This is a genomic window from Streptomyces sp. NBC_00028, from assembly GCF_045041065.1.
In the GTDB taxonomy this organism is placed as follows: Bacteria; Actinomycetota; Actinomycetes; order Streptomycetales; family Streptomycetaceae; genus Streptomyces.
Window position 1 is genome coordinate 596895 of the sequence record NZ_CP108293.1, and the last position, 13682, is coordinate 610576.

At 72.3% G+C, this 13682-nt stretch carries 8 protein-coding genes; 2 read left to right on the forward strand and 6 right to left on the reverse strand.

What is annotated here, in order from left to right:
- Window positions 1-41: 41 nt before the first annotated feature.
- From OG885_RS02645 to eccD, 5 genes are all read right to left on the reverse strand, one after another.
- Window positions 42-539, reverse strand: coding sequence for a type VII secretion system-associated protein (locus OG885_RS02645; protein WP_405725281.1), 498 nt, complete (start codon window positions 537-539; stop codon window positions 42-44).
- 74 nt (window positions 540-613) lie between these two features.
- The gene (locus OG885_RS02650; protein WP_329343124.1) at window positions 614-934 is read right to left on the reverse strand and encodes a WXG100 family type VII secretion target; all 321 of its coding nucleotides are present in this window, start codon (window positions 932-934) and stop codon (window positions 614-616) included.
- Window positions 935-995: 61 nt separating this feature from the next.
- Window positions 996-1340 (reverse strand): hypothetical protein, encoded by a 345-nt coding sequence (locus tag OG885_RS02655; RefSeq protein ID WP_405725284.1) that lies wholly within the window; start codon window positions 1338-1340, stop codon window positions 996-998.
- 127 nt (window positions 1341-1467) lie between these two features.
- A complete protein-coding gene (gene eccB, locus OG885_RS02660; RefSeq protein ID WP_405725287.1) occupies window positions 1468-3030 on the reverse strand; it encodes a type VII secretion protein EccB in 1563 nt (520 codons plus the stop codon).
- 75 nt (window positions 3031-3105) lie between these two features.
- Complete coding sequence (gene eccD / locus OG885_RS02665) at window positions 3106-4506, reverse strand: type VII secretion integral membrane protein EccD (protein ID WP_405725290.1); 1401 nt, start codon at window positions 4504-4506, stop codon at window positions 3106-3108.
- A 215-nt stretch (window positions 4507-4721) separates the two neighbouring features.
- Between eccD and eccCa the strand changes: the two genes are divergently transcribed.
- Window positions 4722-8717 carry a type VII secretion protein EccCa gene (gene eccCa, locus OG885_RS02670; RefSeq protein ID WP_405742553.1) on the forward strand — a complete coding sequence of 1332 codons (3996 nt, stop codon included), beginning with the start codon at window positions 4722-4724 and terminating at the stop codon, window positions 8715-8717.
- Window positions 8718-8913: 196 nt separating this feature from the next.
- Here eccCa and OG885_RS02675 read toward each other — a convergent pair whose 3' ends face one another.
- Window positions 8914-10113: a S8 family serine peptidase gene (locus OG885_RS02675; protein ID WP_405742555.1), complete on the reverse strand. Its 1200-nt coding sequence runs from the start codon at window positions 10111-10113 to the stop codon at window positions 8914-8916.
- 176 nt (window positions 10114-10289) lie between these two features.
- Between OG885_RS02675 and OG885_RS02680 the strand changes: the two genes are divergently transcribed.
- Window positions 10290-13607: a right-handed parallel beta-helix repeat-containing protein gene (locus tag OG885_RS02680; protein WP_405725293.1), complete on the forward strand. Its 3318-nt coding sequence runs from the start codon at window positions 10290-10292 to the stop codon at window positions 13605-13607.
- Window positions 13608-13682 lie beyond the last annotated feature (75 nt).

Here is a 13682-nt window from a genome sequence, read left to right on the forward strand (position 1 = left end):
CGGACCGGCGGCGGGGCGGTGAGCGGTGGCGGTTTCGGAGATCAGTCGTTCTCGTCGCCGTCTCCCGAACCGGACCCTTCCGAGAGGATGCTGTCCACGTCCTCGAAGAAGTCGAGGAAGTCCTCGCCCTTGATCTTGTCGAGGTTCACGTCACGGGCCTTGAAGAGCTTCTCGATGGTGTCCTCCAGGCCGTCCTGGATCTCCTCGAAGAGCTCACCCTGCTGTTTGAGGATCGCGGTCACCTCGCCGATGAAGGCGTTCAACGCCTTCACCACGTACTGCCCGTTGGTCCAGCTGTTGTCACCGGCCATCAGACCGATCGCGATCGGGTTCTTGTCCTGGCCGGTGAGGAAGCCCGCCCGGCTGCCTCCCCCCTCCTCCAGATCGACGAGGGCCGGCACCGCAAGGGTGGTGTCTCCCGGCGCCGTGCCTTCCAGGCCCATCTTGCGCAGTTCGTCCGCGAACGGGATCACGTCGTTGTCGAGGAAGTTCTGCAGCCAGGCCTTGTTCAGATTGACCGTGGGGGCGGTCTCCGCCATGCCGTACTCCTTGGGATGCTGCGCCTGTCGGTTACCGCCCCGGGGTCATGGGGCCGCGGGGGAAGTGAGGGCGGTCAGCCGCCGATGCGGACGCTCTGCCACAGCTGCGTCAGGGAGTTCTCGCTGTACTTGTAGGACCCGGAGACATCGGTGAGCAGGGCCGAGTTCTCGGCGAGGATCCGCTTCATCGTCTCGACAGCGTTGTCCCAGGCGGCCTGCTTCTCGGTGTAGACGGAGCGGTCCTCGCCTTCCCAGGTGTTGCGCAGCTCCTGGAGCTCCGCCTCCAGGTTGGTGAGGATGCTGTCGATCGCCTTGGTCTGCTGGACCATGTCGTCGGCGGCGTTCTCCATGTGGGAGTAGTCGACGTAGATGAGTCCGTCGGTGAAGTCGGGCATGGCTGTCCTCGTCTCTTGGCGGGCTTTGCGGGCTTGTCGGGCACAGGGGCCGGAGGGGGTGTCAGCCCGCCAGCTCGTTGAAGATCGCCTCGGAGCGGTCGTAGGCCTGCTGGATCGACTGAACCGCCGAGCCCTGCTGCAGGCCCTTCGCGCGGAGCGTCTCGTTGAGAGTGTCGATCATGCTGTTCAGGTTGACCGAAATGATCTCCGCCTGCTGGTCCCAGCGTTCCAGCAGCTGCTGGAACGCGCCGCCGTCGCTGCCGGCGTACCCCGACGACAGGGTGTTCTTCATGTTGTCGACGTCCTGACGGCACCGCTGCACGCCGGCGAAGGCCTGCTCCAGCGCGGTGACGCCATTCCGTGTCGCTTGTTCCTCTGACTGCTGCTTACCGGTGGGCGTTGTCATGGGGGGCCGCGCCTCCTGAGGTTCAGGGTGAGTAAGTGAGCTTAGATGATGGTGAGTTGAATGATTTTTGGTCTACCTCACCTCGCGGCCGTCTGGCCAACCCGGGCGATGGGATGACGCCAAGAGTTCATCCCCCGTCCGCTTCCGCCCCGTCCGGTCCACCGGCCGTTCGCGCGGCGCCGGTGCCACGTGGCTCAGCCGCGGGCGCACCAGCCGCCGGGCCGTCCGCGGCAGCGCCTGCCCCACCGGTTCCGCAGCGCGGTGCCGTCGTGGTGCTCGTCCCCAGCGCCGCCGCCTCGGGGGTCAGATCGGGCCCGGTCGGCAGCATCGCGAGCAGTGGTGCGGGAAGCCCGCGGGCCTGGCTCTCCGCGTAACCGAGCGCCGTCAGCGCCTGCGCCGAGCCCACCCGGTACTTCATCCCGGTGTCCGTCACCAGGTAGAGCGTGCCGCCGACCTCGCTGCCGCTCGCGCCGAGCACCCGCACCAGGTCCCCGCCGCCCGGCGCCACGGTGATCCTGCCGACCGGCACACAGGCCGGGGTCAGCCCCTCCGGCGGGGCCTGGGCCGCCGGGCCGAGGTCGGCGGCCGCGACCAGGGCGACGCTGATGCGCGGGCCCTTGCCGCCCGGCTGCACCCGGACGCAGGCGGTCGTGCCCTCCTCGACTCCGACGATCTGCGGCGGGGCGGCGGGCCGGTCGGTGTCCTGGACCGAGGTGTCGGCCCCGGGCGCCAGACGACCGCTCAGCGCGTCCGCGCCCAGCGTCTCGACCCGTGCCGCGCGCCCTTCGTAGACCTTCTCGCGGACGTCCGGGGCGCCGAGCAGCAGTGCCGCGCCGGTGGCGGTCAGGGGGACCAGGCCCTCGCGGCGCAACAGGTAGTAGCGCTCCGCGGAGCCGGGCACGGTGACGCGGAAGACCTCGCCGATCCGGGTGCTCCGGCCGCCGAGCTCGGGGCCCTTCGCACCCAGGCCCGGCACCTCCGCCGGAGTCAGATCGGGGCCGGACGGCACGGAGTTCAAGAAGGCCGCCGACACGGCGACGCGCGGTGTGGAGCCGTATCCCAGGGCCTCGCGGGCGTCGGCGTCCCGGTCCAGCCGCAGCTTGCTGCCCCTCCACACCAGATAGTCGGCCTTGTCGGGCCCGGTCACCAGCAGCGCCTGCGTGGTGGGCAGGCCCGCGGCGTCGGCCGGCACGCCGACGGCGAGCGTGGTGCCGGTGGAACCGGCGACGCTGCCCGAACACACCTGCCAGGGGCCGTCGTCCAGCTCACCACTGCCCGGAAGCGCGTCAGGGGCGCCGGTGATCCCGACGGGCGCCCCGTGGGGCGTACCGCTCAGGGAGCCCGCCCCGACCGTCGCGACCGTCATGTCGGCGCCCGCCAGCAGCCGCGCCGAGGCGTAGTTGCGCACCGGCCGCAGTCGGCCGTCCAGATACAGATAGCGCGACCCGGTCGCCTTGTTGACCACGAGCGTGCCCGGCTCCTGCCAGGAGTCCTTGGCTCCCGGCTTGAGCATGCCGAGCACGAACGCCCCGGCGGAGAGCAGCACGGCGATCACCACACCGATGACCACTCCGCGGTTGGTCCGTCCCTGCGGGCTCTCGGGCGCGTCCGGATCCGCGCGCAGCATGCTGGAGGTGAGCCGCCCCATGACGAACATGTGCGCCTGGACCTGATCACGTCGGGACTGCATGGCGGCGTTCGGTGCCTTTCGGTTCAGCGTGGGTTCGGCCGTCGAGCGGCCTCGATCCGGTCCTCGGCAGCGCGCTCAGCCGTTGAGGGAGCGCAGCGCGCCGTAGACGCCGAGCACCCACAGGGCGAGCGGCAGCAGGCTGATGGCCAGGGCCGAGTGCAGCAGCTCCGCCGCGCGGCCCCAGTAGGGCACGAGACGGCGGCCGGGCACGGTCCAGGACGCGATGGCCAGGGCCGCCGCGACCGCCAGCAGCCCCGTGGCCACGCCCAGCCGAGTCCCGGGCGCGAGGTCGGGTGCGTCGGCGAGGACCAGCAGGAGCAGCCCTGCCACGCCCGGGACCGCCAGGGACAGCCGCTGCCAGACGTTGCCCAGCCCGCGCGCGTGCAGCACCAGCAGCAGGGACAGCACCGCCGTGGTGATCGCCGCGGCGAGCCCGCCGTCGCGGGCGAGGACCGCGACACAGGCCGCGGCGACCGTCCCGACCGCCGCGTACAGGGAGGTCATCCAGCCGTCGGCGAGGACGGCCCGTTCGGCGACCGCCGACGCCGGATGGGGGTCGATGCCCTCCTGCAACTGCTGGGCGTTGGTGGGCAGCGGAGGCATCCGCATGCCGGACATGCGGAACGACAGCGAGGGGACGAAGGCGCCGAGCGCCACCGCCACGACGGCGAGGATCCCCGCGACGTGCGCGGGCGGCAGATCGGCGGCCAGCATCAGGGCCGCGGCCACCGCGCCGAACACCGCGATCACGGCGAGCCCGAGGAAGAACGCGGCGAACGCCGCCACGACCGCGAGCGCGAGGACGGCACCGCCGGTCGCGGCCGCGCTCGCCGACAACAGCCGTGCGCCCAGTGCCTCGTAGGCGTGCCTGCCGCTCAGTTCGCCGCCCGGCAGCAGCCAGCCGGCCAGCGCCAGGTACGGCGCGACCATGAAGCCGAGGACGGCTCCGGCCCCGGCGTCCCCCACCGCCCGGCTCGCGGCACCCGCGCCGGCGAGCAGCAACAGCCCGGCGACGGAGGCGAACACGGCCCGGGGAAGCGCCGAGCCACCGGGAAGCGCGGCCAGCAGCAGCCCGCCGCCGAGCACCGCCACGACGATCCCGAGCAGCAGCCGACGGCCCGCCCGCGGGCTCCAGCCGTAGGGGTGTTGGCGCATGGTGGTGGCGATGCCGTCCACCAGGTCGTCCAGATGCACCTCGGGCAGCGCCTCGGTGCGAGGCCTCAGGAAGAGGGTCTCGCCGTCGCGCATTCCGTAGGCGTCCAGGGTGCGTTCCTCGTCCAGTGGCTCGCCGCCCAGGCGCTGGAGCACCCAGCCCCCGTGGTCGAGTCCGGCCTCCTCGAGGTCGTCGCCCGCATAGCCGAGGACCGCGGGCAGCAGGTCGGCGACGGGGACGTCGGCGGGCACGGCGAGGTCGACGGTCCTGGCCGGGGCACGGACCGTCAGACGGCACAGCTCGGCCACCTGAGTGTCAGTCATCGGGCTGACTCACGCCTCTCCGAAGATGGTGCTGACAGGGCACGGAAACACCGGTCGGCGCACCGCTGAACATCGGGTTAATGCCCCAGGCGCAGTCAAGTCGCCCGGAAGGGACGGTAGTTCGCCGCCCTCCCGACGATCGTAATATCAGCCGACCGGTGGTTGCGTCCTGCCCCACCCTCCTCCCCTGTCCCACAAGGAGACGGCTCTTGAGTGTGGTCCTGTTCCGACGCCCGGCCCGGCGCCGAGGCCCTGAGATGCCCGACGGGGAACTCAGCCTCCAGGAACCACCGCCCCTGCCCGAGGTGGTGCCGGACTCCTCCGCCATCTGGACCTACCTCCCCATGGCCCTGATGTCCGTCTCGATGATGTTCATGTTCATGCGGCCCGGTGCCACCCGAGGCAGCGGCGGGTTCATCTACCTGGCCCTGGGCGTGATGGTGGTGGCCGCCGCCGCGATGATCGTCGGGCAGGCGATGCGGCGCAGCAGCGAACGCAAGCAGCGCCTCAAGGGCGAACGGCGTGACTATCTGCGTTACCTCGGCCAGATTCGGCGCAAAGTGCGCGGTGCCGTGGCCGACCAGCAGCGCGCGCTGTCCTGGCGCCACCCGGAACCCGCGGCCCTGTCGTCGATGGTGGGCACCACCCGGCTGTGGGAACGCCGACCTCGCGACGAGGACTTCGGCGAGATCCGGGTTGCCGTCGGTGACCAGAAACTTGGCCTGAAACTCACACCTGTCTCCACCAGTCCCGTCGAGGACCTGGAACCGCTCAGCGCCCACGCGCTGCGCAGCTTCATCCGCGCCTACGCGACCGTGCCGGACCAGCCGATCGCCATCTACCTGCGGGCCTGGGCCCGGGTGCTGTTCCGCGGCGAGGAGGAGCGGATACGTGCCCTCACCCGCGCCCTCCTCGCCCAACTGGTCACCTTCCACTCGCCGGACGACCTGTGGCTGGCGTTCTGCGTCGCGGACGAGCGGCGCGCGGACTGGGAGTGGACCAAGTGGCTCCCGCACGCCCTGCATCCGCACGACAGCGACGGCGCCGGTCCGGTCCGCATGACCGTCTCCGCCCTGGGTGAGCTGGAGGACCTCATCGGCGCGGAGTTCCAGGAGCGGCCCGCCTTCGACCCGGACGCCGTCCCCGGCCGGGAGGAGCCCTTCACCGTCATCGTGATCGACGGCGGCACCGTCCCGAGCGGCCACCGGCTCGACGGCCCCGGCTACCGCAACACCGTCGTGCTCGACCTCTCCGGCGCCCTCAGCTGGCGGCCAGGACGCGTCACGCTCCGCTTCGAGGTGTCCGACGACTCCTTCGCCCTGGTGCGCACCGACCGGGACCGCAAGGAACAGACCACCGTGCTCGGCCGACCCGACGTCTTCGGTATTACGGGCGCTACCGCCCTGGCCCGTCGCCTCGCGCCCTACCGCATGGGCATGGGAACCGGCCCCGACGCCGCCGAACCGCTGTCCACCAACGTCGAACTGACCACCCTGCTGGGCATCCCCGACCTGTACCGGCATGATCCGACCGCCCTGTGGCAGCAGCACACCGGCACCGCGCGCCTGCGGGTCCCCGTCGCCGTCGGCGCCGACGGACAGCCCGTGGAACTCGACATCAAGGAGTCCGCGCAGGGCGGCACAGGACCGCACGGCATGCTCATCGGCGCCACCGGCTCCGGCAAGAGCGAACTGCTGCGCACCCTCGTCCTCGCACTCGCCCTCACCAACTCCTCCGAGACCCTCAACTTCGTCCTCGTCGACTTCAAGGGCGGCGCCACCTTCCTCGGCCTGGACGAACTGCCGCACACCTCCGCCGTGATCACCAACCTGGCGGGCGAGGCGGCCCTGGTCTCCCGTATGCAGGACGCCCTGCACGGTGAGCTGATGCGCCGCCAGGAGCTGCTGCGCTCCGCCGGCAACTACACCTCGGCCCTTGACTACGAGAAGGCCCGCGCCTCCGGCGTCCCGCTGGAGCCCCTGCCCAGCCTGTTCGTCGTCGTCGACGAGTTCAGCGAACTGCTCGCCGCTCACCGGGAGTTCATGGAACTCTTCGTCATGATCGGACGGCTCGGACGCTCGCTCGGGGTCCATCTGCTGCTCGCCTCGCAGCGCCTCGACGAGGGCCGGATGCACCAGCTGGAGAGCCATCTCTCCTACCGGATCGGCCTGCGCACGTTCTCCGCGATGGAGAGCCGCGGTGTCTTGGGCGTCCCGGACGCCTACCAGTTGCCGCCCGCACCGGGCAGCGGCTTCCTCAAGTCCGGCGTGGAGGCCCTGACCCGCTTCCGTGCCGCGTACGTCTCCGGCCCCTACCAGGAGCGGCGCGGGCTCGCCCACCAGGCCCGCGTCACCAGCCAGACCGTGCCGTGGACGACGACGTACGTCATGCCCCGGCAACTGCCCCTCGCACCGGACCCCGACCCGGAGCCCGAGCTCGACGAGAACGGCGAGACACTGCTGTCCGTCGCCGTGGCACGCCTGCGCGACGCCGGCCCCGCGGCACACCAGGTGTGGCTGCCGCCGCTGGACCGGCCCACCACGCTCGACCAGGTGCTGCCGCCGCTCACCCCCGATCCCGAACTGGGTCTCACCGCAGCCGGCCGGACCGGACAGGGCCGCCTCACCATCCCCATCGGCATCGTCGACCGGCCCTTCGACCAGCTCCGCGACCTGCTGACCCTCGACCTGTCGGGGGCGGGCGGACACATCGCCGTCGCCGGCGGTCCGCAGAGCGGCAAGAGCACCATGGTCCGCACGATCCTCACCGCGCTCGCCCTCACCCACACCCCCCGCGAAGTGCAGTTCTACTGCCTGGACTTCGGCGGCGGCACCCTGTCGGGGCTGGCCGGACTACCCCACATGAGCGGCGTCGCGGCCCGCCTGGAGACCGAGCGCGTCAGCCGTACGATCGCCGAGGTCACCTCCCTGCTCGCGGCCCGCGAACGGTTCTTCCTCGACCACGGCATCGACTCCATGGCCACCTTCCGGCGCCGCCGCGCGGCCGGCGAGTTCCCGGACGAGCGCCACGGCGACGTGTTCCTGGTCATCGACGGCTGGTCCACGGTCCGCCAGGACTTCGACCGGCACATCCAGACCTTCGGCGCGATCGCCGCACGCGGCCTCAACTACGGCATCCACCTGATCGTCACCACCGCCCGCTGGGTGGAACTGACGTCCTCGATCCGCGACCAGGCCGCCACCCATCTGGAGCTGCGGATGGGCGACCCGATGGACTCCGAGATCGACATGCGGCGCGCCGCGACCGTGCCCCGGCTGCCGGGGCGCGGCCTGACCCGCGACACCAAGCTGCACTACCTCACCGCGCTCCCCCGCATCGACGGCACCGAGTCGGCCGACGACCTGACCGAAGGCGTCGCCGACCTGGTGGCGGCGGTCAAGGAGAGCTGGCAGGGCCCGCCCGCCCCGCCGGTCCGCATGCTGCCGACCAAGCTGCCCTACGCCGACCTGCCGGCCCCCGCGCAGGCGACCGGCCCCGAAGGCGGCTTCCGCATGCCGATCGGTCTGGAGGAGGAGGAACTCTCCACCGTCTGGCACGACTTCACCGAGACCCCGCACATGATCGTCGTCGGGGACACCGAGAGCGGCAAGACCAACATGCTGCGGATGGCCGCCAAGGCCGTCATGGACCGCTACACCCCCGCCGAGGCACGCATCCTCGTCGTCGACTACCGCCGCGAACTGGTCGAGGCGATCCCGGACGAGTACCGCCTGGGCCACGCGGTCTCCATGGACGCCCTCAAGGACATGATCTCGGGCGCCGCCCGGGCGGTCACCACCCGTCTGCCGGGCCCGGAGATCACACCGTCCCGCATGCGCAAGTGCGACTGGTGGAAGGGTCCACGGCTGTTCATCCTGGTCGACGACTACGACCTGCTGGGCGCCGGGCCCATGAACGCCCCCTTCGACCCCCTGCTCAATCACCTCGCCCTGGGCTGGGAGGTCGGCCTGCACCTGATCGTCTCCCGCTCGGCGGCGGGCGCCGGACGCGGCCTGAACGAAGCCCTGCTGCGCCGCCTCCAGGAGGTCAACTCCCCCACCCTGCTGCTCTCGTGCCCGCCGTCGGAAGGGTTCATCATCGGCAGCCTCAAGGGCCGCAACCTGCCGCCGGGCCGCGCGACCCGGGTGACCCGCCGCAAGTCGACCCAGCTCCAGACGGCACTGCTCGACCGGGTCCGCGCGGATGCGTGAACCCACCCACTCCCCGCGGGCAGACACCCCGCCCGCGGGACCCGGGCACCGACGGCGCACGCCGTCGCGGCCGAAGCCAGAAGGGCGCCCAGGCCACCAACTGGCCCCGTTGGCCACCGGGTTCGCACCACATGCGACACCGCTCGGCGGCTGTCCCGGCGCGCCGGGGCTCAGCAGGCGGCCGGCACTGGAACGCTCAGTTCTCCCCCGCACGCCAGCCGCGCGCACGGCCACGCGGGACCACCAGCGCCGCCGCGACCACCAGCGCCACCAGGCCCGCGCTGCCCGCGGCCACCACCAGGGCGCGGTTGCGGGGCTCGACCGAGGCGGCCTGCGGGACCACGGCCGCCTCGGGGCTCGGCATGGTGCCGGAGGTCTCCGGCAGCACGGTGGTCAGCGCGGCGTAGGGGTCGAGGCGGGGCGGGGCGGCCGGGTAGGCGGCCTCCGTCAGCCGCCGGGACACCTCGGCCGCGGACAGCTCCGGGTAACGCGCCCTGACTTGGGCCGCCGCTCCCGCGACATGCGCCGCGGCGAGGGACGCGCCCGAGCCGATGTAGTGCCCCTCGCCCGCCGGGCCGATGCCGACCACGCCGTCACCCGGCGCCGCCAGGTCCGCCCCGGAGACCACCGGGGCGTTCTCGGGCCGCTTGCCGTCGGGCCCGAAGTCGGTCACCGCCAGCACTCCCGGCGCCGCGGCGGGCCAGTACCAGGGCTCGGGCTTCGCCACCTGCCCGGACCGGTCCTTGGCCAGGGCATCGGGCGCGAGCGGCGCCACCACCAGGGCGTCCTTCTTGCCCGCGTAGGCCACCGCGGCGGACAGGACCGCCTTGCCGTCGGCCAGCGCCCGGCCGACGTAGATGACCTCGGCCCCTTCGTCGGCCGCCTGGCGGATCGCGTCCGCGAGCCGCTGAGCGGTAACGTCACCCCGCTCGTCCGTGCCCCGTACGGCCAGGATCCGGGCCCGGGGCGCCAGCCCCGCCGGTCCCGTCGCACGGTCCCCGTCAGGTGCCGCCGCGATCAGCCCCGCCGCGAAGGTGCCGTGCCCGACACAGTCGTTGCCCGCGTCACCGAGCGCCGTCACCCGGCCCGACAGTCCGGACGCCTTCTCGCTCACACCCGTGTCCACGACCGCCACGGTCGCACCGGCCCCCTCCGAGAGGGTCAGCGCCCGGCGCGCGCCGAGCGAGGTCAGCGCCCACGGCTCCGTCTCCACCCGCTGGGTCGAGGCCGTCGCACAGGGCTCGTCCGAGCCCAACGAGGTCCGTACGGCGGGAAGTTCCACGGAATCGGCCGCCGCGGGAGCGGCCCCGACGGCCGCCAGCAGCACGGCGACGACCGCCGAAGCGGCCCCGGCGGTCTGCGGACGGTGGATTCGAACAGCACGCATGGCGCACATCCTAGGCACGCCGTGCACCCCGCACCGCGCCGGTGTCCTGCGCCATCTCCCCTGGCTGTCCTGGAAGTTGACAGCCGGTGTCCCGTAGCGTTCACCGCGTGCGCACCACCGTACGACCGCGCCCCGATGGGGCGGAGCGGTACCGGCGGGCGCATCACCACAAGGAGGATCACAGCGTGTCACGGCAGTTGCTCAGGGTCTGCCCAGGCCGATCGGACAGCTTCCAGAAGATCGGCGACGCCCTGGCGAAGGCACGCACGGGCGCGGTGATCCGCGTGGCTCCGGGCCGCTACGACGAGAACCTGACCGTCAGGACCCGCGTCACGATCGTCGCCGACGGCGAGCCGGGCAGCGCCGAGATCTGTCCCCGCCGGGGCACCGCCGTCCTCCTGGTCGCCGACGCCGTCCTGCTCACCGACCTGACGCTGCGGGGCGGCAGCGAGGACCTGCCCGTCGTCGACGCCCCACGCGGCCAGGTCGCCATGGACGGCTGCACCGTCATCGGCTCCGGCTGGACGGCCGTGCTGGCCAGGGAGTCCGGTTCGCTGGCCATCCGCGGCTGCCGGATCAGCAACCCGGACGGCGCCGGAGTCGTGGACACCGCCTCCACCGGCAGCATCGTCGCCGACTCCCTCCTCGAGAACCTCGGCACCTCCGGCGTCGTCATCAGCGAGGAGGCCGACACGACCGTGCGGGACTGCCGGATCCGCGACGCCCGCGCCAACGGCGTCCTCGCCAACGGCTCGGCGCAGGGGCTGGTGGAGGGCTGCGACATCTCCGCCACCGACAAGCCCGCGATCGCCCTCGAAGGCCGCTGCGCCACCCGCGTCGTGCGCAGCGACGTCCACGACACCACGATCGGCGTCTATGTCACCAGCGGCTCCCGCCCCGTCCTGGAACACGTCACCGTCACGGACACCTCCGGCCCCGGCATCCTGCTCGGCTCCGCCGCCGACCCGGAGGTCCTGAACTGCCGCACCGCACGCACCAAGGGCAGCGGGCTCGCCGTCACCGAACGCTCCCGGGGTTCGTTCCGGGACTGCTCGTTCGACAGCGCGGCGGCCCCCGCGATCCGCGTCGTCGGCTCCAGTTCCCCCTCCCTCACCGGCACCTCGGTGCGTGACTGCGCCGACAAGGACTGCGCCGTGCTGCTGGAGGAGGAGTCGGCGGCGGAGTTCGACTCCCTGCTGATAGCGGACGCGGCCGGCGCCGGCATCCGGATCCGCACCGCGGCCAATCCGCTGCTGCGCCGCGCCCGGATCACCTCGCCGGGCGGACACGGCGTGGAGGTCGTCGAGGACGGGCGCGGACGCCTGGAGCACTGCGAGGTCGACCGGGCAGGGGGCGCCGCGCTGCGGATCGCCTCGGGCGGCCGGCCCGAGATCCGCGACACGGTGCTGCGCGAGGCGGCCGACGCCGCCGTGTCCGTCGGCACGGCGGGCATCGCCGCCCTGCGGGACTGCCATGTCGAGTCCGCCGGGGGATCCGGCCTCGCCGTGGACAACGGGGGCGAACTCTCCGCGCTGCGCACCCAGATCACGGAGTGCGGGGCCCACGGCGTGCTGGTGTCCAACGGCGGCCGGGCCGCCCTGACCGGCTGCCGGCTCACCGGCAACGTCGGCGACGGCATCCGCGTCGACAGTTCCGAGCCGGTGACCACCACCGACTGCACCGTGCGCGACAACCGCGGCGCGGGCCTGCGCCAGACCCGGGTCAACGAACAGCTCGGCGTGCACGACCTCAGCAGCGCCGGCAACGGCGCACCGGACGCCTGGGGCGACACCCTTCCCCCGGACGTCGCGGCGGCCGGGCCCGGCGGCGGCGAACACGCCAAGGAACCCCGAGGACCGCTGGAGCAACTGGAGTCACTCGTCGGACTCGCCGACGTGAAGCACCAGGTGCACACCCTGCTGAACCTCAACCAGCTCGCCCAGCGACGCCTCCAGCTCGGCATGCCCGTCCCCTCGATGAGCCGCCACCTGGTCTTCTCCGGCCCGCCCGGCACCGGCAAGACCACCGTGGCCCGCCTCTACGGAGGCATCCTGGCGGACCTCGGCGTGCTGCGCTCCGGACATCTGGTGGAGGTCTCCCGCGCCGATCTCGTCGCCCAGGTCATCGGCGGCACGGCCATCAAGACCACCGAGGCGTTCAACGACGCCCTGGGCGGCGTGCTGTTCATCGACGAGGCGTACACGCTGCTGTCCGACAGCAAGGGATCCGGCGCCGACTTCGGCCGGGAGGCCGTCGACACCCTGCTGAAGCTGATGGAGGACCACCGCGACGACGTGGTCGTCATCGCGGCCGGCTACACCTCCGAGATGGACGCCTTCCTCGCCTCCAACCCGGGCCTGGCCTCCCGCTTCACCCGGACCATCGAGTTCGACAACTACTCGGTGGACGAGCTGGTGACCATCACCGAGAACATGTGCGCGGCGCACCGCTACGAACTGGCCCCGGCGACGCTGGAGGCGTTGAGCCGCCTCTACGAGCGGATGCCGCGCGATGCCACCTTCGGCAACGGACGCGCGGCGCGCAAGGTGTTCGAGGAGATGGTCGACCGGCAGGCCCACCGGCTGGGCGCCATGACCAACCCGGCGGAGAGCGACCTGAGTCTGCTGCTGCCCGAGGACGTGGCCGCGGACGCCGGTTCCGCCGGCGAGAGCGGACCGGGTGCCGAGGAACTCCTCGCCGAACTGCACGCCATGGTCGGCCTGACCGCCGTGAAGAACGAGGTGACCGCTCTGGTCAACCTCCTCACCGCCACCAAGCAGCGCCAGGCCGCCGGACTGCCCGTCCCCAAAATCAGCCACCATCTGATTTTCTCGGGCCCGCCCGGCACCGGAAAGACCACGGTCGCCCGCCTCTACGCGGACCTGCTGCGCTCCCTCGGAGTCCTGCCCAAGGGCCAGCTCGTCGAGGTCGCACGGGCCGACCTGGTCGGCCGCTACGTCGGCCACACCGCCCAGCTCACCAAGGAGGCCTTCGAACGCGCCCTGGGAGGCGTGCTGTTCGTCGACGAGGCCTACACCCTCACACCCGAGGGCGCCGCCTCCGACTTCGGCCGGGAGGCGGTCGACACCCTGCTGAAGCTGATGGAGGACCACCGCGACGAGGTCGTCGTCATCGCGGCCGGCTACACCCGCGAGATGGACCGTTTCCTGGCCTCCAACCCGGGCCTGGCCTCACGCTTCTCCCGGACGGTGGAGTTCGAGAACTACACCACCCAGGAACTGCTCGACATCCTCGCCCGCTCCGCCTCGGGGTACGGCTACGACTGCTCGCCGGAGGCCCTCGACGCCCTCAGGGCCCATATCGACGCCCTCCCCCGCGACCGCTCCTTCGGCAACGCGCGCACGGCCCGCCGACTGCTGGAAGCCATGATGACCAACCAGGCGGGCCGCATCGGCACGCTTCCCGCTCCCGGCCTCGACGACCTGCGCCTGCTGCTCCCGGAGGACCTGCCGCCCCGGCCCACGACGACGATCCCACGCTGAGACCGACGCCGAACTCGGTTTCTCGGACGGAGTCGGTGGAACCCGCGGGGCGTGGACGGTGTGCCGACGAGAGCG